The 22,020-nt window shown below is 65.7% G+C and carries 19 protein-coding genes; 7 read left to right on the forward strand and 12 right to left on the reverse strand.

All coding sequences use genetic code 11. From position 1 onward, the window contains the following. Nucleotides 1-35 precede the first annotated feature (35 nt). The gene (locus Q358_RS18880; RefSeq protein WP_245598242.1) at nt 36-623 is read right to left on the reverse strand and encodes a DMT family transporter; all 588 of its coding nucleotides are present in this window, start codon (nt 621-623) and stop codon (nt 36-38) included. Further along, a complete protein-coding gene (locus Q358_RS18885) occupies nt 596-985 on the reverse strand; it encodes a DMT family transporter (protein ID WP_245598243.1) in 390 nt (129 codons plus the stop codon). The genes Q358_RS18880 and Q358_RS18885 overlap by 28 nt, the downstream gene beginning before the upstream one ends. Nucleotides 986-1,267: 282 nt before the next feature. On the opposite strand from Q358_RS18885, the gene ada reads away from it, so the two are divergent. Then, the gene (ada, locus tag Q358_RS0100535; RefSeq protein WP_027960247.1) at nt 1,268-2,332 is read left to right on the forward strand and encodes a bifunctional DNA-binding transcriptional regulator/O6-methylguanine-DNA methyltransferase Ada; all 1,065 of its coding nucleotides are present in this window, start codon (nt 1,268-1,270) and stop codon (nt 2,330-2,332) included. A 131-nt stretch (nt 2,333-2,463) separates the two neighbouring features. Here ada and guaA read toward each other — a convergent pair whose 3' ends face one another. Beyond that, nucleotides 2,464-4,041, reverse strand: coding sequence for a glutamine-hydrolyzing GMP synthase (gene guaA, locus Q358_RS0100540; RefSeq protein ID WP_027960248.1), 1,578 nt, complete (start codon nt 4,039-4,041; stop codon nt 2,464-2,466). An 82-nt stretch (nt 4,042-4,123) separates the two neighbouring features. Then, entirely contained in the window at nt 4,124-5,593 is a 1,470-nt protein-coding gene (gene guaB, locus Q358_RS0100545) for an IMP dehydrogenase (protein ID WP_027960249.1), read from the reverse strand. A gap of 132 nt (nt 5,594-5,725) precedes the next feature. On the opposite strand from guaB, the gene xseA reads away from it, so the two are divergent. Both xseA and Q358_RS0100555 read left to right on the forward strand, forming a co-directional pair. After that, nucleotides 5,726-7,090: an exodeoxyribonuclease VII large subunit gene (xseA, locus tag Q358_RS0100550; protein WP_027960250.1), complete on the forward strand. Its 1,365-nt coding sequence runs from the start codon at nt 5,726-5,728 to the stop codon at nt 7,088-7,090. Between the two features lie 144 nt (nt 7,091-7,234). Beyond that, entirely contained in the window at nt 7,235-7,891 is a 657-nt protein-coding gene (locus Q358_RS0100555; protein WP_027960251.1) for a peroxiredoxin, read from the forward strand. A 64-nt stretch (nt 7,892-7,955) separates the two neighbouring features. Here Q358_RS0100555 and glrR read toward each other — a convergent pair whose 3' ends face one another. From glrR to Q358_RS0100585, 6 genes are all read right to left on the reverse strand, one after another. Further along, entirely contained in the window at nt 7,956-9,275 is a 1,320-nt protein-coding gene (glrR, locus tag Q358_RS0100560; RefSeq protein WP_425402531.1) for a two-component system response regulator GlrR, read from the reverse strand. A 109-nt stretch (nt 9,276-9,384) separates the two neighbouring features. After that, entirely contained in the window at nt 9,385-9,954 is a 570-nt protein-coding gene (locus tag Q358_RS0100565) for a hypothetical protein (protein ID WP_027960253.1), read from the reverse strand. Nucleotides 9,955-9,958: 4 nt separating this feature from the next. After that, nucleotides 9,959-11,446, reverse strand: a complete 1,488-nt coding sequence (locus Q358_RS16240) for a sensor histidine kinase (RefSeq protein WP_051530107.1) — start codon at nt 11,444-11,446, stop codon at nt 9,959-9,961. A 925-nt stretch (nt 11,447-12,371) separates the two neighbouring features. After that, complete coding sequence (argA, locus tag Q358_RS0100575) at nt 12,372-13,685, reverse strand: amino-acid N-acetyltransferase (RefSeq protein WP_027960254.1); 1,314 nt, start codon at nt 13,683-13,685, stop codon at nt 12,372-12,374. Between the two features lie 173 nt (nt 13,686-13,858). Beyond that, nucleotides 13,859-15,124 carry an inorganic phosphate transporter gene (locus Q358_RS0100580; RefSeq protein WP_027960255.1) on the reverse strand — a complete coding sequence of 422 codons (1,266 nt, stop codon included), beginning with the start codon at nt 15,122-15,124 and terminating at the stop codon, nt 13,859-13,861. 74 nt (nt 15,125-15,198) lie between these two features. After that, complete coding sequence (locus Q358_RS0100585; protein ID WP_027960256.1) at nt 15,199-15,879, reverse strand: TIGR00153 family protein; 681 nt, start codon at nt 15,877-15,879, stop codon at nt 15,199-15,201. Between the two features lie 102 nt (nt 15,880-15,981). Here Q358_RS0100585 and Q358_RS0100590 point away from each other — a divergent pair, with 102 nt between their 5' ends. Further along, nucleotides 15,982-16,848: a CYTH domain-containing protein gene (locus Q358_RS0100590; RefSeq protein WP_027960257.1), complete on the forward strand. Its 867-nt coding sequence runs from the start codon at nt 15,982-15,984 to the stop codon at nt 16,846-16,848. 22 nt (nt 16,849-16,870) lie between these two features. Next, a complete protein-coding gene (locus tag Q358_RS16245) occupies nt 16,871-17,800 on the forward strand; it encodes an ion transporter (RefSeq protein WP_051530108.1) in 930 nt (309 codons plus the stop codon). Nucleotides 17,801-17,826: 26 nt separating this feature from the next. On the opposite strand, the gene Q358_RS0100600 is transcribed toward Q358_RS16245, so the two are convergent. Together Q358_RS0100600 and Q358_RS0100605 are read right to left on the reverse strand one after the other, a co-directional pair. After that, nucleotides 17,827-18,450 carry an L-threonylcarbamoyladenylate synthase gene (locus Q358_RS0100600; protein WP_027960258.1) on the reverse strand — a complete coding sequence of 208 codons (624 nt, stop codon included), beginning with the start codon at nt 18,448-18,450 and terminating at the stop codon, nt 17,827-17,829. 2 nt (nt 18,451-18,452) lie between these two features. Next, nucleotides 18,453-19,358, reverse strand: a complete 906-nt coding sequence (locus Q358_RS0100605) for a PHP domain-containing protein (protein WP_043487432.1) — start codon at nt 19,356-19,358, stop codon at nt 18,453-18,455. 110 nt (nt 19,359-19,468) lie between these two features. Here Q358_RS0100605 and Q358_RS0100610 point away from each other — a divergent pair, with 110 nt between their 5' ends. Both Q358_RS0100610 and mnmC read left to right on the forward strand, forming a co-directional pair. Continuing rightward, entirely contained in the window at nt 19,469-19,768 is a 300-nt protein-coding gene (locus tag Q358_RS0100610) for a YciI family protein (protein WP_027960260.1), read from the forward strand. 138 nt (nt 19,769-19,906) lie between these two features. After that, nucleotides 19,907-21,973 (forward strand): bifunctional tRNA (5-methylaminomethyl-2-thiouridine)(34)-methyltransferase MnmC2/FAD-dependent 5-carboxymethylaminomethyl-2-thiouridine(34) oxidoreductase MnmC1, encoded by a 2,067-nt coding sequence (gene mnmC / locus Q358_RS16250; RefSeq protein WP_051530109.1) that lies wholly within the window; start codon nt 19,907-19,909, stop codon nt 21,971-21,973. The last annotated feature ends 47 nt before the right edge of the window (nt 21,974-22,020 follow it).

Consider the following 22,020-nt stretch of genomic DNA (forward strand, 5'->3'; position numbering starts at 1 on the left):
CCGCCACTGGCTTTCGCGTCATTCTGGCGACTCGATCACACTCGTCCTCCCTCGCGGGCTTCCTCGGTTTTTTTCGCGACACCCCGTCGCCAGAGCCGCCCATCGATGGCGGACAGGCCCAGTGCAATCAGCGCCATACCCATGAAGTGAGCTACCTCCATTGTCTCGTCGAGGAACAGAAAGCCCAGCAAGATCGCCGAGGCCGGTACCAGCAAGGTGACCAGCAGCAGGTTGGTGGCACCTGCCGTTTCCAGTATCTTGAAATACAGCACATACGCGACCGCCGTGGACAGAACGGCGAGCCCGGCAACGGCGCCCCAAGTCGCCATGCCAGGTGCGGTGATATCGAGTGGGCCGTCTACCGTCAGGGCAACGGGCGTCAACAGGAGGGCGGATGCCGTGACCTGGCCCGCGGCCGTCAGCAGGGGGTTTATTCCCATGGCCTTGAACCGGCGACCATATACCCCCGCCAAGGCGTATGACAGCGTTGCGGCGATGACGGCGACCTGTCCAATCAGGCCGGCGTCTCCACCGATGGCGGGTAGCCCTATCATCACAACGACCCCGACAAACCCCGCCATCACGCCGGCGAGTTTCAGTGGCGTGATACGCTCGTCGGGCAACAGAATGCCGGCAACGACGACAGTGAAGATGGGCGTGGCGGGTTAAGGGTCGATGCCAACCCGGAGGCGATGAGGGTCTGCCCCCACACGATGAGGGCGAAGGGGATGGCATTGTTCAGCAACCCCATTATCCCAAAGGCTCCCCATACCCGCGGGCTCGTTGGCGGTCGCAATCCTATGACAAGGGCGATGCACCATAACGCCATGGCCGCGAGCCCCACCCTCAAGGCCACAATGGTCAATGGCGGCAGATCCGCTACCGCCACGCCGACGAAGAAGAAGGATCCCCCCCACAGCATGGACAGAATGATCAGCATCGCCCACTCACGAGCGCCCATGGTGGTGTTGATTGATGATGCCATAGCGAGCAGCGCCCCCTGTTCATGGATGTGAGGGTCAGGTTAGCGGGCGTTAAACATCCGAAACATCCGATTCTTGCGCGCTAGTTCCGCTATTTCTCGCGACCCACTCGCCCAGGCGACTCTCGATGGGCCACAGGACGGGCAACCCGGCGCCTGTCTCGGCATCAGGGATGCCATATCCCACCAGCGACCGGCGTTCGGTAACCCGACAACAATCGGATGGAAGTGCCGGGAGCAGCCGGGTCCCATAACGAGTATCAAGATGCAACGGGAGATCGCGTCATGTCGATGCCATCTGAACAGGAAATGCGCAACGCGATAGCCGCCCGGGACGAGTCCCGTGACGGCCAGTTTGTCTATGGGGTCATCACGACGGGGGTCTTCTGCCGGCCGTCGTGCTCCGCGCGCCCGGCGAGACCCGAGAACCTGAGATTCTTCTCCAGCGTGGAGAGCGCCATGCTCTCCGGTTTCAGGCCCTGCAAGCGCTGCCGGCCTGCCGACGACCTATCCCGTGTCGAGCGACTGGTGGAGGTCGCCCGTCACATTGAACAGCATGCGGATGAGCGACTGACACTGGCACACCTGGCCGACATGGCCGGGTTGTCGCCATCGAGGCTACAACGAATCTTCAGGGAAGCCTTTGGTGTCTCGCCCAAGGCCTACCAGGATGCGGTGAGAATGCGGCATTTCAAGCACTCCCTGAGAGAAAGCGACAGCGTGACCGAGGCGATTTTCTCCTCCGGGTTTGGCTCCATTAGTCGAGTCTACGGCGAAGCGAATCGCAAGATCGGCATGCCCCCCAGGGTCTATCGAGCGGGCGGGGCCGGCGAGGACATCGCCTATGCGTGTCGCACCACGGCCCTTGGCCTGATGGCCATGGCGGCCACCGATAGCGGTGTCTGCTTTGTCCAGTTTGGTGATGATAAGGCATCACTCATCACCCAACTGAAAGCGGAATTTCCCAATGCTGAATTGCGCGCCTCCCCCGCCCAGAATGCCCCCGAGCTCGATGCCTGGATGGAAGCCCTCGATCGGCATATCAGCCAGGGCGCTCCTCGGCCGGACCTGCCCCTTGATATGCGGGGCACCGTGTTTCAAATGAAGGTATGGCAGTTCCTGTTGAGCATTCGGGAGGGTGACGTTCTCAGCTATGGCGAGGTCGCGGCCCACATCGATAACCCCAAGGCCGTACGGGCGGTCGCATCGGCCTGTGCCAAGAACCGCATCGGTGTGCTGATCCCCTGCCATCGCGTCTTAAAGGGCGATGGCGGCCTGGGCGGATACCGCTGGGGCCTGGCGCGCAAACAAGCTCTACTGGACGCAGAGGGGGAACGCTTCACTGGTTAGAAAACCACCTGCCGAATTATTGCCGGGCGGCGCAGGCGCTAGAAACGCCGCATATACTACAAAAAAAGCCCATGAAAACATGGGCTTTTCAATTTATTGCTGATCAGTACCCGCTAGTGCCTAACGGGGGGTCACTCCCACTCGATGGTCGCGGGCGGCTTGCTCGAGACATCGTAGGTGACACGGGAGACGCCGGTGATCTCGTTGATGATGCGGTTGGAGACGGTCTCCAGGAGCTCGTAGGGCAGGTGCGCCCAGCGGGCGGTCATGAAGTCGATGGTCTCCACGGCACGCAGGGCGATCACCCACTCGTAGCGGCGGGCGTCGCCGACCACGCCGACGGACTTCACCGGCAGGAAGACGGCGAAGGCCTGGCTGGTCTTGTGGTACCAGCCGGCGTTGTGCAGCTCCTCGATGAAGATGGCGTCGGCCTCGCGCAGGATGTCGGCATATTCCTTCTTCACCTCGCCGAGGATGCGCACGCCCAGGCCCGGCCCCGGGAAGGGATGGCGATAGACCATGTCATAGGGCAGGCCGAGCTCGACGCCGAGCTTGCGCACCTCGTCCTTGAACAGTTCGCGCAGCGGCTCGACGAGCTTGAGCTTCATGGTCTCGGGCAGCCCGCCCACGTTGTGGTGCGACTTGATCACGTGCGCCTTGCCGGTCTTGGCAGCGGCGGACTCGATCACATCCGGGTAGATGGTGCCCTGGGCCAGGAAGTCGACGCCCTCGATCTTGGCGGCCTCGGCATCGAACACCTCGATGAAGGTATTGCCGATGATCTTGCGCTTGGCCTCGGGCTCGGCCTCGCCCTCGAGCTTGCCGAGGAACAGGTCCTCGGCGTCGACGCGAATCACCCGCACGCCCATGTGCTTGGCGAAGGTCTCCATCACCTGGTCGCCCTCGGCCTTGCGCAGCAGGCCGTTGTCGACGAACACGCAGGTCAGCTGGTCACCGATGGCCTTGTGCAGCAGCGCCGCGACCACCGAGGAGTCCACGCCGCCGGAGAGACCGAGCAGCACGTGGCGGTCGCCCACCTGATCGCGCACGCGGGCGATCTGGTCCTCGATGATACGGGCCGGCGTCCAGTTGCGCTCGGCTTCGCAGATGTCCAGCACGAAGCGCTCGAGGATACGCTGGCCCTGCAGGGTGTGGGTCACCTCGGGATGGAACTGCACGCCGAAGAAGCGCTTCTCCTCCCAGGCCATGGCGGCCACGGGGCAGCTCGGGGTGGAGGCCGTCACGCTGAATGCGTCGGGAACCCGAGAGACCTTGTCGCCGTGGCTCATCCAGACGTCGAGCAGGTTCCTGCCGGTATCCGGGTCGATATGATCGGCGATATCGCAAAACAGCGCCGTCTCCGTGTCGAGGCGGATCTGGGCATAGCCGAACTCATGGACATGCGAGCCCTCGACGGCACCGCCGAGCTGCTCGGCCATGGTCTGCATGCCGTAGCAGATGCCCAGCACCGGCAGGCCCATCTCGAACACGCACTGCGGGGCGCGGGGTGAACCCAGCTCGGTGACCGACTCGGGGCCGCCGGCGAGGATGATACCGTTGGGGGCGTACTCGCGAATCTCGGCCTCGGTGATATCGAAGGCACGCACCTCGGAGTAGACCCCGATCTCGCGCACGCGACGGGCGATCAGCTGGGTATATTGAGAGCCAAAATCGAGGATCAGGATCTTGTGGGCATGAATATCGGTCATGGGAGCGTCTCGGTGTGGCGGCGGGCCGGATCCAAAAGCGAGCGGCGGGGATTCCCCCGCCGCGGTAGCACTGGGGTCGGGATCACCCGGCCCGGTAGTTCGGGGCTTCCTTGGTGATCTGCACATCGTGCACGTGGGACTCGTTGAAGCCGGCCCCGGTGATCTGCACGAACTGCGGCTTGGTGCGCATCTCCTGGATGTCGCCACAGCCGGTGTAGCCCATGGAGGCACGCAGGCCACCCATCAGCTGGTGGACGATGGCGCTCATCATGCCCTTGTAGGGCACACGGCCCTCGATGCCTTCGGGCACCAGCTTCTCGGCACCCTCGCTCTTGTCCTGGAAATAGCGGTCGGCGCTGCCCTGGGTCTGGGACATGGCCCCCATGGACCCCATGCCACGGTAAGCCTTGTAGGTACGGCCCTGAAAGAGCTCGATCTCGCCCGGAGATTCCTCGGTGCCGGCCAGGAGGCCACCGGCCATCACGGTGCTGGCACCGGCCGCCACGGCCTTGGCCAGGTCGCCGGAGAAGCGCACGCCGCCGTCGGCGATCAGCGGGATATCGTAGGGGACCAGCGCCGCGGCAACGTTGGAGACGGCGGTGATCTGCGGCACGCCGACCCCGGCCACCACGCGAGTGGTGCAGATGGAGCCGGGGCCAATGCCGACCTTGACGGCGTCGGCCCCGGCCTCGGCCAGCGCCTCGGCGGCCTCGGCGGTAGCGATGTTGCCGCCGATCACCTGGATCTGGGGGAAGTTCTCCTTGACCCAGCGTACTCGATCGACAACGCCCCTGGAGTGACCATGGGCGGTATCGACCACCACCACATCGACGCCGGCCTCGACCAGGGCGGTCACGCGGTCAGGCGTCTCGGGGCCGGTGCCCACCGCGGCACCGACCAGCAGGCGGCCATCGGCGTCCTTGGCCGCCAGGGGGAAGGTGCGGGCCTTCTCGATGTCCTGGAAGGTGACCAGGCCACGCAGGCGCTGCTCGTCATCCACCACCAGCATCTTCTCGATGCGATGCTCCTGCATCTTGGCCTTGATGACGTCGAGAGTCGTGCCCACCGGCACGGTCACGAGTTTTTCGCCGGGGGTCATGATGTCGGCGACGCTATCGCCGTGGTTGGGCTGAAAGCGCATGTCACGCTGGGTCACCAGGCCCACCAGCGTTTCCCCCTTCACCACCGGAAAGCCCGAGAAACCGTGCTCGGCGGCCATGGCCAGCAGGTCGGCCAGCTTGGCCTTGGGCCCGACGGTGACCGGGTCCTTGACGATGACGCTCTCGTGTTTCTTGACCTTGCGCACCTCGGCCGCCTGCTGCGCCATGGTCATGCTCTTGTGGATGATGCCGATGCCCCCTTCCTGGGCCATGGCGATGGCCAGCCGCGCCTCGGTGACGGTATCCATGGCGGCGGAGACCAGCGGGATGTTCAGGTAGAGATCCCGGGTCAGGCGAGTCCGGAGACTGACATCGTTGGGCAGGACCTCGGAGTATCCGGGGACGAGTAATACGTCATCGAACGTAAGAGCTTCTTGGGCCATACGTAGCATATGCGGCAACACCCATGGAGGTAGGAGGGAGTAAAGTTAATTCCCCATTATAGCGGCCGAATGCGGGTCACGTCACGAACCAACGAAATAGCATGCTACCCTGCCCCCTCCATTGTCCGGCGAGCCAGCATCATGCCCCCTTTCGACGCCCCGCCCCTGTCCGTCAGCGAACTCAACCTCAGCGCCCGCCGGCACCTGGAAGGGCGCTTCGGCGACGTCTGGGTGGAAGGCGAACTCTCGGGGGTGTCTCGGCCGAGCTCGGGACATGTCTACTTCACCCTCAAGGATGACCAGGCTCAGCTGCGCGGCGCCCTGTTTCGCAACCGGGCCCGCTTCGTGGGCGCCCCCATGCGCGACGGCGACCGGGTCAAGGTCCGGGGGCGGCTGTCGATCTTCGAACCCCGGGGTGACTATCAGTTAATCGCGGAAGCGGTGCAGGCCACCGGTATGGGGGAACTGCTGGCAGCCCTCGAGCGACTCAAGTCACGACTCTCGAGCGAAGGCCTGTTCGCCAACGCGCGTCCCCTGCCCTACCCGCCACGCCACCTGCTGGTGATCACCTCGCCGAGCGGTGCGGCGATTCGTGACGTCATGGCGGTGCTTGCCCCACGCTGGCCCATGGTCAGGGTCACGCTGATCCCGGTGGCGGTGCAGGGGCGCGAGGCGGCACCGGCCATGATCGCGGCACTCGGACTGCTCAACCGCCAGTCGAGCCTGGATCCGAGCCGCGACGCCGTCCTGCTCACCCGGGGTGGCGGCAGCCTGGAAGACCTCTGGGCCTTCAATGACGAACACCTGGCCCGAGCGATCTATCATTCCCGGCTGCCGGTGATGTCGGCGGTGGGCCACGAGACGGATACGACCCTGGCCGATTTCGCCGCCGATGCCCGCGCGCCCACGCCGTCGGCCGCCGCCGAGCGGCTGGTGCCGGACCGCCGCGACCTCACCCATCGCCTGGCAATGCTCGAGGCGCGCACGACCCGTGCGGTTCAGACCCGTCTCGATGCCGAGGGCCAGCGCCTGGACCACCTGCGGGTACGGCTGCGCCACCCCGGCGAGGGGCTGGACCGCCAGCGCCAGGCGCTGGCACAGCTGACCGGGCGACTGACGCGCGCCATCCAGGCACGCATGGCCGAGGCCCAGCGCCGCCAGACACAGCTGGCACGGCGACTGGCGGCACACCCTCCCGGCCGCCAGCTGACGCTGGCCGAGCACCGGCTCGCAGCAGTCAACCAACGACTCGTGGCCGCCGCACCACGGTCGCTGAGGCCTCACCGCGAGCGCCTGACGGCCGTCGCTAGGGAGCTACAGGCCGTCAGCCCGCTGGCGGTGCTCGGCCGCGGTTATGCGATCCTCGAGGACCCTCGGGAGCGCGTGGTGCGCCGCGCCGATGATGCCGCCCCCGGTGACCGGCTGACCGCACGCCTGGGCGATGGCCACCTGACGCTCGAGGTCCTCCCGGGTGATACCCACGCCCGGAAACGGTCGAATCGGTAGCCCGGGGTAAGCATGATTTCCCTGGTGCCATCTAAGCTTAGTCGCAAGTCGTCTTGACCTTAGCGGCCAGATGCCGTTTCGTCGACGGTTCCTGCATCGTTCTCGCCAAGGGCGGGACCTCACCCTCACATCAAGGAGCAATACATGTCCCTGCGCATCAATGACCTCGTTCCGGACTTCAACGCCGACACCAGCCAGGGCCCCATCCGCTTTCACGAGTGGCTGGACGGCAAGTGGGCCATCCTGTTCTCCCACCCCAAGGACTTCACGCCGGTCTGCACCACCGAGTTCGGCGCCGTGGCCAAGCTGAGCGAAGAGTGGAAGAAGCGCGACACCAAGGTGATCGGCGTCTCGGTGGATGGCGTGGAAGATCACCAGGGCTGGGTCAAGGATATCGCCAGCTTCGCCAGCTGCGACGTTGACTTCCCGATCATCGCCGACGAGAAGCTCGAGGTCGCCAAGCTGTTCGACATGCTGCCGGCCGACGCCTACCTTCCGGACGGCCGCACCCCCGCCGATAGCGCCACCGTGCGTTCGGTATTCATCATCGGTCCGGACAAGCAGCTCAAGCTTGCCATGACCTATCCGATGAACGTCGGCCGTAACTTCGCCGAGGTGCTGCGTGCCCTGGATGCCCTGCAGACCGCCAGCGGCGAAAATGTCGCCACCCCGGCCGACTGGAACCCGGGCCAGGACGTGATCATTCCCCCCGGCGTTTCCGACGAGGATGCCAAGACGAGGTTCGGCGAGTTCGAGACCATCTTCCCCTATCTGCGCCGCGCCAAGCTGCCACAGAAGTAAGCGATCCGCCAGGCGTCATCCCCGGCCCCCGCCCCATGGCGGGGGCCTTTCGTTGGGCAAGACATCAGCGCTCGGGCTTGAAGGGGCCGGGCTCCAGGTCGTGTCGCGCCAGCAGCTTGTAGAAATCGGTGCGATTGCGCCCGGCGATACGCGCCGCCTGGGTCACGTTACCCGCGGTAAGCTTGAGCACCTTGATCAGATAACGGCGCTCGAAAGCCGCCCGGGCACCATTGAACGTCGGCAGGGCACGCTCCTCGGCCGCCAGCGCCTGGGCCACCAGCGCCTCGGGTATGATGGCGGTCCCGGTCAGCGCCACGCACTGCTCCACCACGTTGAGCAGCTGGCGGACATTACCCGGCCAGGCGCTCGCGGCAAGCAGCTTCAACGCCTCCGGCGAGAACCCCTTGACGAAGGGCTTGTGGCGCTCGGCCGCCTGGGCCACCAGATGCTTGGCCAACAGTGGTATATCCTCGGCGCGCTCCTTGAGCGGCGGAAGGCGCAGATTGACGACATTGAGTCGATAGTAGAGGTCTTCACGAAACTCGCCCTCGGCCATGGCGCGATCGAGATCACGATGCGTTGCCGAGATGACCCGCACGTCCACGGGTATCTGGGTGGTAGACCCCAGCGGACGGACCTGGCGCTCCTGAAGGACACGCAACAGCTTGACCTGAAGCGCCAGCGGCATGTCACCGATCTCATCGAGAAACAGGGTTCCGCCATCGGCGGCCTGGAACAGGCCGCGGTGCTCGCTGACCGCACCGGTAAAGGCCCCCCTGGCATGCCCGAACAGCTCGCTCTCCAGCAGCTGTTCGGGCAGTGCGCCACAGTTGATCGCGACGAAGGGCTTGTCGGCTCGCCGACTGGCACGGTGAATCGCCTTGGCCATCAGCTCCTTGCCGGAACCGGAGGGGCCAGTGACCAGCACGCTGACGTCGGAAGCCGCCACCATGCGCGCCTGTTCCAGCAACCGCTCCATCTCGGGACTGTGGGTAATGATCTCGGCACGCCACGCCTCGTCGCCTTCGGGTACCACGCCCGGGGCCTGGGCCAGGGCCTCCTCGATAGCGGTGAAAAGCTCGTCGCGATCCACCGGTTTGGTCAGGAAGCTGAACACGCCCTCTCGCGTGGCGGTGACCGCATCGGGAATCGAACCATGAGCGGTCAGCAGAATCACCGGTAGCCCCGGTGCCTCGCGCTGCACCTCACGGAACAGCATCAGGCCGTCCATCTCGTCCATGCGCAGGTCGGTAAGCACCAGGTCGGGACGCTCGATTTCCAGCGCCTTGAGCGCCTCACGGCCGCTTTCGGCGGTCGTCAGCCGGTAGCCACGACTCTCCAGGCGCATGCCCAACAGCTTGAGCAGACTGACGTCGTCATCCACCAGCAGGATATGCGCCGGTTGCCGACGCCTGGCACTCCCGGCATCCGCCACCCGGGTCGAGTCGGCACGAGATTGCAGGGGGGGCAGTATTCTCACGTCGGGGCCTCCGTCACTCTTCGATCTGCTTGCGCATGTTGATACTTTGCTCGATAGCCGTCAGCGCCTCGAGTTTCTTCTGAAGGTCGGCATTCTCTTCCTCCAGTGCGGCACGACTGGCCTCGCTATCGGCCCGGGACGACTGGGCGGCACTCAGCCGCCCGACCATGGCGCGTCGACGCTCCAGCTCATTGAGCCAGTAGCGTAGCAGCGGCTGCAGGGACCGTGGCGCGGCACTCAGATCGGCCTTGAAGAGTTCCGAGGCCTGCTTCCACTGCCGCTGGTTGCCCCAGGAGAGCGCCACGGCACGAGCCAGGCGTCGCTCGGCGGCTTCTCCCTCCAGGCGCTCGAGCATGGTGTTGCGCCAGGCACGGTCACCACGCTGTGACGCCAGCCCGAAATCGACCCAGTTACTCAGCAGGCACCCCTCGTCGACAAAGCTCGGCCGTTCGGCGTAACAATCGTTGGAGGGTGTCACGGCACTGTTTCGCTCGGAAGGCGACTCGAAGGAGGGCCGGGGGAGCATCTCGCAGCCGGCAAGCCAGATGGCCAGCAGACAGACCACCAGGGGACGAAGGGTCATCGCATCAGTTCCTTTCATCTTGGCCTGCCATCTCGTCAGGCATAGGGTTTGTAGAGGCTCGGGGTGACGTGCCCTGGGGCAGGGTAAGGCGGAAGCAGACCGCCAGGCGCGAATCCTCCACCAGGGACAACTCCCCCCCTTGCAGACGCGCGCTGTCTGCCGCCACCGAGAGACCGATGCCCGAGCCCTTTAATGGCCCCTGGCGGCGCATGCTGCCCTGATAGAAGGCCTCGAACAGCCGCGGACGGTCCACTTCGGCGATAGGATCGCCGCTGTTGGCCACCTCCAGTTCCAGGCGGTCGCGGCGCCGGCTGGCACGAACCTCCAGTACACCGCCATCCGCCCCGTAGGCGATGGCATTGGAGACCAGATTATCCAGGATATGACCGGTGGCGGTGCTATCCAGCGACCACTCCACCGGGCCGTCGAAGACGTCTACCCGCATTCCCTTGTTGGCTAGTGCCAGGCGGTGCTTGGCCAGGACTTCGCGCACCAGGGTAGCCACATCGAGCCGCTCGATTTCTACACGCCGGTTATGCTGCAGCAGGTTGTAGTCGAGCAGCTGCTCGATCAGCCGTTGAAGCTCGCGGCCGCTGCCATCGATCAACTCGAGGATCTCCAGTTGCTGGGTGGCCAGCTCCCCCGCCACGCCATCGGCAAGCAGCGCAGCCCCCTCGCGCACGCTGGCCAGCGGCGTCTTGAGCTCATGGGACATATGGCGTAGAAACCGCTGTTTCTCGGCCTCGAGCTCATCCAGACGCGAGGCCAGCCAGTCGAGGCGTTCATCCAGCTCGATCAGTTCCGCCGGCCCCTGTACCGGCCGCGGCGACTCGTCCCGGGTTCCACTGCCGATCCTCAGGATACGCCGCTCCAGGTGTCGCACCGGCCGGATGATCAGCCAGGAGAAAAGCAGCATCAAGACCAGGCTGGCCGAGACCAGGGCGCCGGTCTGCCACCATAGCTGACTCTGAACCATGCGGGCCCGTTCGCGGATCACATCGATACGAGCATCGATCCGCTGGTTGGTCGCCTGACGCAGCGCTTCAGTACGCTCGGCGAACGCCGGAAAGGCATCGAGTCGCGACTCCAGGGCCTCGGCCGTCAGTTCAGGCAGTTCGCCGAGGCTCTCGAGCTGCTCCTCCAGGGCCGCCACGACCGGGTCTTCCGGCAATAGCCGTCGCTGCAGCGCCAGCAGTTGACGATACTCCTCGAGGCGCTCGGCGTAGATTTCCAGCAGGCTATCCTGTTCCAGCACGGCATACTGACGAGCGCTACGTTCCATCTCAAGCGCCAATGCACCCAGGGTCCGGGCGCGGCGCGTCTCCTCCACCGCCTGGCGAGCGCTGATGTCGGCCAGGCGTGTCAGCTCGGTAACCGCCTGAGCCGCCTGAAACATCAGCACGCCCAACGGCAGCATCACCACCACGAAGGCGATCAGCACGAGTTGCAGCAGGGAACGGGGGCGCCAACGTCGCGCGACTCGGGAGGTCATATCCAGCGTTCTTTGCAGGAAGCCAAAAGGCGAGGTGGTGGATGGGTTTGCCATCATGTTAGACCTTCAGGATACCAGAATTTGCCTGGGAGCCGTGCACCGGGCACGGAGCCGGCACCGGCATCATGCCCGGCGCGCCTTCGACTTGTCGGGCCTACGCGAAGCCCTGCTGACGTCATGCCAAATGACGATGAGTCAAAAAAAAGGCCGGCAAGGCCGGCCCAAGTACGCAGGGAACTGAAGGGTCTGAAAGAATTGCCGGTGGCGGCCTGGTCCAACCACCGCTCAGCCTTCCAAACGGGCCGGGGAAGGCCCTCGAAGCCATGCATCGGCCATCTGCCACCAGGGGCTGGCCTCCTCATGCGGGCGGCGTGCCATCTCCCGGCTCACCGCCCCGCTTCGTGCTTGGCAATGTCGCCCGACCTGATAAAAAGAGCGTCAGGCCGCGGCGCCACTGCGCTGTTCGATCCCCCGCAAGGGGGAGAGGCATCCATGCCGGGGCATCCTTGCCCTTGGGGTACGCGTCCGTGAGCGTATCGGTACCCGTCTCATCGCAACCTAAATCACACATCGCTAGAAGCAGACGCTGATCGCCGAAGAGGCAGGGCACAGGGCAGTGTCGTTTCCACCTCCTGGGCGATCGAAACGGTTCGAGCCGTAGTGAACCATTTCCGTTGCTCACCAAGAATATTGCGACCATCGTGCCAGAAATAAAAAACCCATTTATTTTCAATGAATTAAAATATAATACGGATTGTCTTACAGGAAGAAGGCGGGCAATGGCGGCGGCGAGACGGGCATTATGTCATCGAAAAGCGACACATCAGGGGTGTGCCCTACAAAAATTCTTTATTTTCAAGGGAATAACGAGTCGCAAAAAAGCGACAACTGCGCTCCGGGTGGCGCAGCGCGGCGACACCCATGATCAGCCCAGCGGCTTGAGCAACACCTTGGATTTGCGGGCATGATTATAGGTATCCCGACGCAGCGGGGGCAGCGCCTCGAAATCGGCCAGGCGGAAGCCGTGTTCGAAGAACCAGTGCGTGGTATGGGTGGTCAAGGCAAACAGCGAGGACACCCCCTCACGCCGGGCACGACGCTCGACCTCGGCCAGCAACAGCTCCCCCCGGGCACCGCCACGATAGTCGTCATGAACCGCCACGCAGGCCAACTCTCCCACCTCGGAATCGGCGAAGCGATGCAAGGCCGCGCAGCCGATCATCATGCCATCACGCTCGATTACCACGTAATCGTCGATCTCGTGCTCCAGCCGCTCTCGCGAGCGGGGCACCAGCATGCCGCGCTCCTCGAGAGGCTCGAGAAGCTCGAGCAGGCCGCCAATATCCGCCAGCTCGGCCGGACGCAGCTGCTCGTAGCGATGCCGGGTGATCATGGTGCCAACGCCGTCACGAGTAAACAGTTCACCGAGCAAGGCATCATGGTCATGCCATGAGAGCAGGTGGGTACGCGCCACGCCGTGACGAGCCGCCTGACACGCCGCCTCCAGATGGCGAGCCGGCTCGCTGCCGGGAGCGGCCCGGGCCAACAGCGGCCCCGCCTCGGCGGGGGTCAGCTGACGCTGCAACTGACCGCTGGCATCGAACAGGCCGCTGGCCCCGCCAAGCAGAATCAGCTTGTCGGCCGACAGCGCCATGGCGGCATGCTGGGCCACGTCAGAGGCATCGAGGTCGAACACCTCGCCGGTGCTGGAGAAGCCCAGCGGTGGCAGCACCACCAGCGTCCCCTTTTCCAGCAGCCCCTCGATGGCCTGAGTACGCACCCGACGCACCTCGCCGCTATGGTCGAAGTCGACACCCTCGCGCACACCCAGCGGCTTGGCCATCACCAGATTGCCCGACACGGCGGTGAGTTCGACGCCATGCATGGGGGTATTGGGCAATCCCAGCGAGAAGCGTGCCTCCAGCCACAACAGCTGCTCGGCGGCCACCCGCTCGATACACGCCATGACGGTATCGTCGGCGATCCCTCGCCCCTGATGCTGCCCCGGGGAGATCCCCGACGCCTTCAGTACCTGACACACCTGGGGGCGAATGCCGAACACCACCACCAGCCGCACTCCCAGGGTGTGGAGTAGCGCCAGATCCTGGACCAGTTGCTCGCCACGCCCCCGCGCCATCGCCTCGCCCTCGATCAGGATGACGAAGGTGCGTCCTCGATGAGCGTTGATATAAGGCGAAGAGTTGCGAAACCAGTCGACGAAGGGGAAACGTGTATCCAAGGGCCGCTCTCCGGCAGCGGGTGAACGAAAGAGACGAAAGAAACAAAAGAGACGAGAGCGCCACGACTATAGCAGAGCGACGCAAACGGCGGCACCACTGCCGTGGTACCGCCGCTTCGCGTCCGGGGCTCGAGAGCGACCCGGTCTGCCCTGCTCCTGACGCTTCGCCGGGGCTAGCCGAACATGCCCTTGAGCATGAAGAAGAACAGAGTGGCCAGGCCCGCACCGGCCGGCAGGGTGATCAGCCATGACATGGCGATGGTGCCGATCACTCGCAGGTTGAGAGCCGCCATGCCGCGGGCCAGCCCCACCCCCAGCACGGCCCCCACCAGGGTATGGGTGGTGGAAATCGGCAGGCCGGTGCCCGAGGCCAGCACCACGGTGACCGCGGCCGCCAGGGTCGCGGCGAAACCGCGGCTGGGGGTGAGCTCGGTGATGCCGGTGCCCACGGTGGCGATCACCTTGTGGCCGTAGGTGACCAGGCCGACGACGATACCGCTGCCGCCCAGCACCAGCACCCACCAGGGTACCAGGGCGGCGCCTTCTATCTCGCCGCCGCTCTGTACCACACCGATCACCGCCGCCAGGGGCCCCACGGCGTTGGCCACATCATTCGAGCCGTGGGCGAAGGCCATGGCACAGGCGGTAAAGATCATCAACACGCCGAACACACGCTCGACTCCGCTGAAACCAAACTGGTCTGTCTTGCGGTGACTCGCCTGCACCCGGCGCTCCATAAAGGCACCCAGGGCGGCAAACAGCAGACCGGCGAGAATCGCCAGCAACAGGCTGGTGCCGAAGCCGAGGTCCAGGCCGACATGCTTGAGCCCCTTGACCAGGGTCACCATGGTCACCGCGAAACCGACCAGAAAGACGTACATCGGCACATAGCGCTTGGCGGCGGCGAAGGGGTCGCGTGCCTCGAAGATCAGATGCTGTACCGACTTGAACAGGGTAAAGGCGATGGTCCCGGCGAGCAGCGGCGAGACGACCCAGCTGGCGGCAATCTTGCCGACGCTGGCCCAGTCAACCGACGCGGCGCCCAGCCCGGCCACCGAGAAACCGACGATGGCCCCCACCACGGAGTGAGTCGTGGAGACCGGCCAGCCCTTCATGGAGGCAACAAACAGCCAGGTGGCGGCCGCCAGGAGCGCGGCCAGCATGCCGTAGACAAGTAGCTGCGGGTCATCCTGAAGGAGCTCGGGGTCGATGATCCCCTTGCGGATGGTATTGGTCACCTCGCCGCCGGCCAGCCAGGCGCCGAGGAATTCGAAGACCACGGCGATAAGAATCGCCTGCTTGATGGTAATGGCGCGAGAGCCAACCGAGGTGCCCATGGCATTGGCGACATCGTTGGCCCCTACCCCCCAGGCCATGAAGAAGCCGAATAGGCAAGCCAGGATGATAAAGATCTCGCCGTGCTGCGCAATGATCGACATGAGGATTCGTCCCCTCGTTGCGGTCGTTTGATAGCGGACTGGTGGCGACTCCGGATCTACCGGAGCAGCGGCATTCAGTTGGCGGTCATGATCTGCAGGCGGCTGCCCACGCGCTCGGCACGGTCGGAAAGCTCACCCACCCAGTCGATGATCTTGTAGAGAAACATCACGTCGACCGGCGGCATACGCTCCTCGAGGTCGAACAGCTGGCGACGGATGGCGACCTGCTGATCGTCGGCCTGCTGCTCCAGGCGGTCCAGCTCGCGAATCAGCTTTTGCATCACGTCGCTGACATTGCGACCGAAACCGGAGTCCAGCAGGTCGCGGAGCTCTTCCAGGGCGTGACGTGCCTGGGCGACGCAGGCCACGGCGGTACGCATGTAGTCACGCATCGGCTGGGCCAGCTCCTCGGGGATCTGCATGCGCCTGCCGAGCATGATGCCGGTAATATCGCGAACCTTGTTGGCGATCTTGTCCTGCACGCTGATCAGGTCGAGCAGGTCGGAGCGTGACACCGGCAGGAACATGGTATTGGGAAGATTGAGGCGCAGCTCGGTCTTGAGCTCATCGGCCTCATGCTCGAGGCGCGTCACCGACTCGCGGTGGACGGCGGCCGCGTCCCAATCACCCACGAGGGTAGCCTCGAAGAACGGCAGCAGCTGATCGGCACACTCGCTCGTCTTGACGATATGGGTCAGCAGCGGCTGGAATGGCGAACGACCGAACATCGCGGAGAAGGGATTGGATGTCACCATGGGGGCATCTCGAAACCTGGAAAATGGCGGCGTCAGTATAATGACCCCCGCCGCTAACGTCATGAACTATTCACTCTCTCACCGAAACGAGGCCGCCACCGCATGAGTCAAGAGATCGAACTGAAGCTTGCCCTGGGCCCGGAAGGCCCCGACGCCCTGCGTCACCATCCCCTGCTCGGCGAGGTGGAACCGCGCCTTACCTACCTCGGCAACACCTACTACGACACGGCCGCGGGCGAGCTGGAAGCGGCGCGCATGGCATTGCGCCTGCGCCGAGTCGATGACCTGCTGCTGCAGACGGTCAAGACACGCGGCGAGGGCGGCGGCGGCCTGTCGCGTCGCGGCGAGTGGGAGTGGCAGGTACCCGGGCCCGGGCTGGACCTGGCGGGTCTCGAGGAACTCCCCCCGGCCTCGCTGGGCCGAGGGGTGCTGGATCGGCTCGAGGCGCGCTTCACCACGGACTTTCATCGCACCACATGGCATCTCGAGCACCGAGGGGCGCATATCGAGCTGGCCCTGGACGAGGGCGGCATCTCGGCGGCGGGAAGCCGGGTGGCGATCCGCGAGCTGGAGCTGGAGCTCACGTCCGGCGAACCGGCGGCATTGTGGTCACTGGCCGAGGGACTGGCCGAGAGCGTGGCCCTGCGCCCCTCGGATACCAGCAAGGCGGCACGCGGCGGCGCCCTGCTGGCGGGAGAATGGCGCCTGCCGGCCGGCGGCACGCCACACGGCTGGCTGCACCGCGCCGTGACGGCGCTGGACGCCCAGGCCGACAGCGGACTCGCCGAGTGGCGCGACGCCGCCCGCGATGCCTTCTGCCAACTCGCCGACCTGGGCGACGCGCCGATACGCGACGCCGCCAGCGCCCTTGCCGATGCGGTGAATGACGACGCCTGGCTGACGCCCGACAACGGCCGGCGTCTGTTAGGGTTGGCGCACCGCCTGTCGGGCCAGATACCCCTGGCCTGATCTCACCACGAGGACGTCACCCGTGAATCACCTGCCCCGCCCCGCCGGTGAAGGCCTGCGCACGCGAATCTTCCAGGTCATATTCGAGTCCGACACCCGCTCCGCCAAGGGCTTCGATATCGCCTTGATCGTGGCAATACTCGCCAGCGTGCTGGTGGTCATGCTGGAGAGCATCGTGAGCCTGCGTGCCGAGCACAGCGCCCTGTTCTTCTGGCTGGAGTGGGGCTTCACCATCGCCTTCACCCTCGAGCTGGCGGTGCGCCTCTACTGCCTGGAACGCCCGATACAGTATCTCAAGAGCTTCTACGGGATGGTCGACCTTGTCGCCGTGCTGCCCACCTGGCTGGCGCTGATCGTGCCGGGAGCCCAGACCCTGGTCATGGTGCGCCTGCTGCGTACCCTGCGCATCTTCCGGGTACTGCGCCTGATGGAGTTCGTCGGCGAGGGACGCCTGCTGGTCGGCGCCCTGCAGCGCAGCAGCCACCAGATTTTCCTGTTCCTGTTCACCGTCTTCATGCTGGTCACCATCCTCGCCGCGATCATTTATCTGATCGAGCCTTATTCGGCCGGCTTCACCAGCATCCCCAGGGCGATCTACTGGGCCATCGTTACGCTGACCACGGTGGGCTACGGCGACATCGTCCCGGTAACGCCACTGGGTCAGGCGATCTCGGTGATGGTGATGCTCATCGGCTACTCGATCATCGCCGTGCCCACCGGGATCTTCTCGGCCGAGGTGATCCGTTCGATCCGCGCCGATCGTTACTCCGACGAGGCCTGTCCCGGCTGCGGCCATGACCGCCACGAGCAACGCGCCAAGTACTGCCTGGTGTGCGGCACCTGGCTGGATGAGCACTCCCCCGACCCCAACCTGGCCGAGGAGGAGCAGGCGGCCTGGTGGGAGGCTCACACTGATGAGGGGAATGGCAGCCCCCCGAAGGGAGGCCATTGACAGACCGCGTCGACGACCGGCCGGAGTCAGTCCTGGAAGGGCTCGACGTCGCCGCGGCCTTCCCGCAGAACCACCGGCGGAAGGGCGCGCAGGTCCACCACACTGGTCGGCTCCAGGTGGCAGGCACCGCCATCGATGATCAGATCGAGGTGATTGCTGAAGCGTTCGCGAATCTCCTCGGCATCGGTCATCGGCAGCTCCTCGCCCACCGGGATCAGGGTCACACTCATCAGCGGTTCCCCGAGCGCCTTGAGAAGTTCATGGGTAATGGCGTGGTCAGGCACGCGCACGCCGATGGAGCGACGCTTGGGGTGCAGCAGCAACCGAGGCACCTCGGTGGTGGCATTGAGAATAAAGGTATAGGCACCCGGGGTATGGGCCTTGAGCAGGCGGAAGACGGCATTGTCCACCTTGGCGTAGGTGCCGATCTCGGAAAGGTCGGAGCACACCAGGGTAAAGTTGTGCTTGTCATCCAGGGAGCGCAGCCACTTGATCTTGTCGATGGCCTTCTTCTCGCCCAGATGGCAGCCCAGGGCATAGCCGGAATCGGTGGGATAGGCCACCACGCCGCCGGACCGAATGATGGCAATAGCCTGATCGATCAAGCGCTTCTGGGGGTTCTCGGGATGAATCTGAAAGAACTGGCTCATGATCACGCTCCTGCATTGAGCCGCGGCGCCAGCCGCGGGTGAGTCCATACCGGTGGCGTGGCAGTACGCGGCACCGGGCTCATGCTCCCCGGTGCCAGATGGCCGCCGGGGAAGTGAAAGTCGCTCCCCAGGGAAGCATAGAGTCCTCGCTCCTGGAGCTGACGAGACAGGTCACGGGTCACGTCGGGATTCTGGAAGCCGCTGACCAGCTCGGCGGCCTGGCCACCGGCGGCGGCGAAATCATCGAGCAGCAGGCCGCGCTTGCGGCGCGTCAGGGAATAGCGCACCGGGTGTGCCAGGACCGCCACCCCTCCCGCGGCGAGAATCCAGCGTACCGCCTCGGCCATGGCCGGCCACAATGCCTTGACGTCCCCGGGCTTGCCGGCTCCCAGGTGTTTCCTGAAGGCGGTCGCGACATCCGGGACCAGCCCCGCCGCCACCAGAGCCCGGGCGAAGTCCGGCCGACCCAGGGGGCGTTCGCTGCCGGCCTGCTCCCGGGCCCTGGCCAGGGCGTCGTGAAGACCGACCCTCTCCATGCGCGAGGCAATGGTCGCGGCACGCTTCTCGCGGGCCACGGCCAGGGCCCCCAGGCCCTCGACCAGCTCCCCCCGCACCCCTTCGGGCAACAGCCCCACCACATGGATACCCATGCCTCGCCACTGAGTGGAGAGCTCGGCGCCGGGCATCAGCACGAGGCCTTCTCGCCGGGCGGCTGACGCCGCCTCCGCCACACCATCCAGGGTATCATGGTCGGTCAGCGCCATATGCGTCAGGCCCCGGGAGGCACCCAGCGCCACGGCCCTTGCAGGTGACAGGGCGCCATCCGAGGCGGTGGAATGCATATGTAGATCGATGCGGAGGGGCTCGGGGTCGCCCTCGAAGCGAACGGGAAGTGGGGGCATTGGCATGACGCCGACCGGCGACTTTGTCAGAATGGCTTTCCATGGTGCGCCCCGGGCCGATGCCGGTCAATGGCGCCACCCCATGGCCCAGCCGTCCATAGAAGGAAATCAGCCCCATGCTCTACGCGATCATCAGCGAGGATGTGAACAACAGCCTGGAACGCCGGCTCGCCGCCCGCCCCGACCACCTGGCTCGCCTGGAGGCACTACGCGATGAGGGCCGCCTGGTTCTCGCCGGCCCTCATCCGGCGATCGACAGCGCCGACCCCGGCGAGGCCGGTTTCTCCGGCAGCCTGGTCGTCGCCGACTTCGACAGCCTCGAGGCGGCTCAGGCCTGGGCCGACGCCGACCCCTACATGATCGCCGGTGTCTACACGGGCGTAACGGTAAAGCCCTTCAAGAGGGTTCTTCCCTGAACAACCCGCTTATCAACAGCCGGTTTTGCACAGACACTGTGGACAACTCTGTTGAAACGCCGCGGACGCCTGCCGCCAGCCCCCTTGCAGCGGCCCCGCGGCACCACTGATCAAATATTGAACGCCCCGGAGCCTCTCGTGACCGCCGCCCCCGATGGCCTGCCGCCGCTCGCCGCCCTCGATAACGCCCGCCTCGACTGGCGACACGATGCGAGTGGCGAGGCCGCGCCCCACTCCCCCGCCTTCGACGACGTCTACTTCTCTCGTCATGACGGTCGAGCCGAGACCGAGCATGTCTTTATCGCCGGCAACCGCCTCGCGGAGCGCCTCGGTGCGTGGCAGGCACCGCGGGCCTTCGTGATCGGCGAAACCGGCTTCGGTACCGGGCTCAACATGCTGTGTGCCTGGGCCTGCTTCGACGCCCACGCCGCCCCCGGGGCCCGGCTGCACCTCGTCTCTACCGAGAAGTTCCCGCTCGACCGCGAGGACCTGGCCCGGGCACTGGCCTCCTGGCCCGACCTCGCCGAACGCAGCGAGAGGCTCGTGGCACAGTGGCCCGAGCCGGTGGCCGGCGTACACCGGCTATGGCTCGACGAGCGTGTCACCCTGGACCTGCATTTCGGCGATACCGCCGAGCGTCTGGCGCTGCTCGACGGCCGGGTCGATGCCTGGTTCCTGGACGGTTTCGCCCCGGCGAAGAACCCGGAGATGTGGCATCCGGCACTGTTCCAGGCGATGGCGGCCCGCTCACGGCCGGGTGCCACCTTCGCCACCTTCACTTGTGCCGGCGTGGTCAAGCGGGGCCTCGCCGCGGCCGGTTTCACCTGGCACAAGGCGCCGGGTTTCGGGCGCAAGCGCGAGATGCTGTGCGGCGAGATCACCGAGCCTCCCATCGATGACCGCCGTCGACGAACCCCCTGGTTCACACCACCCTTGCCCCGGCCCCCGCGCCATGTCGCGGTCATCGGCGCCGGCATCGCCGGTGCCAGCGCCGCGGCCGCCCTGGCCAGGCGTGGCATCGCCGTGACCCTGGTCGACCGCCACGCGCGTACCGAATTCGGCACCACTCATCTGCAGGGTGCGCTCTACGTCAAGCTGGCCGCCGACACCAATCGACAGAGTCGTACCTACCTGGCCGGGCTGTTGCACAGCCGCCGCTGGCTGGCATGGCTCGACCCCCAGCAGGCGCTATGGCGGGCCTGCGGTGTGCTGCAACTGGCGATGAACGCGAAGGAGCAGGCGCGCCAGGCGCGCTTCCTGGCCAACCATTCGCTCCCCGAGAGCGTGGTGCGGGGGCTGGACGCCGAGACGGCCAGCGCCTGTGCCGGCATCGAGATCGAGACGCCGGCACTGGACTACCCCAACGCCGCCTGGGTCAAACCCGTGGAGCTCTGTGTACGCCTGGCCGAAACGCCAGGCATTGCCTTCCATCGCGGCGAGGTGACGGCGCTGCGGCGACAGGCCATCGGCTGGACGCTGGAGATGGCCGACGGCGAAACCCTCGAGGCCGACCAGGTCATCGTCGCCGGTGCCGCGGAAACCGCCACCTTCCCCCAGACGGCCTCCCTGCCGCTACAGCCGGTTCGCGGACAGCTTAGCCAGCTCGAACTGCCCTCCGGGTCGCCGCGACTGAATCGCGTGGTCTGTGCCGGCGGCTACGCGCCCCCGGCAGCCGACGGTATTCTCAATTTCGGCGCCACCTTCGGCCCCGGCGATACCGACGCGGACCCGCGCGATGCCGACCATGACGCCAACGTGAAGGAGATCGAGAGGGGCCTGCCCCACTTCGTCGCCGCCCTGCGCGACGCCGGCGCCGACCTCGCCCCCGAGCGGCTCACCGCCCTGGTCGGGGTCCGCGCGGCGAGCCCCGACAAGAGTCCCTACTGTGGCCCCGTGCCCGATGCCGACGCCTGGCGGCAGGCCTATGCCGTGCTGGCCAAGGACGCCACCCGCATTCCCGAAACGCCTGGGCCGCATCACCCGGGACTCTGGGTCAGCACCGCCCATGGTTCCCGCGGCCTGGCCAGCGCCCCGCTGTGTGCCGAACTGCTGGCCTCACGGATCTGCGACGAGCCCCTCCCCCTGGAGCAGCCCCTGGCGGACCACCTGCACCCCGGGCGCAGGGTCATCCGTGACCTGATAAGGGCTGCCTCCGGGACAGTCCCCAACGGCAGGCAACACCGCCAACAACGTGCATCCGAATAAACCGGGCGCCTTGGCCGGGGACTGTCCCGGAGGGGCTCGAAGGGGCT

Source organism: Halomonas halodenitrificans DSM 735, assembly GCF_000620045.1.
GTDB lineage: Bacteria > Pseudomonadota > Gammaproteobacteria > Pseudomonadales > Halomonadaceae > Halomonas > Halomonas halodenitrificans.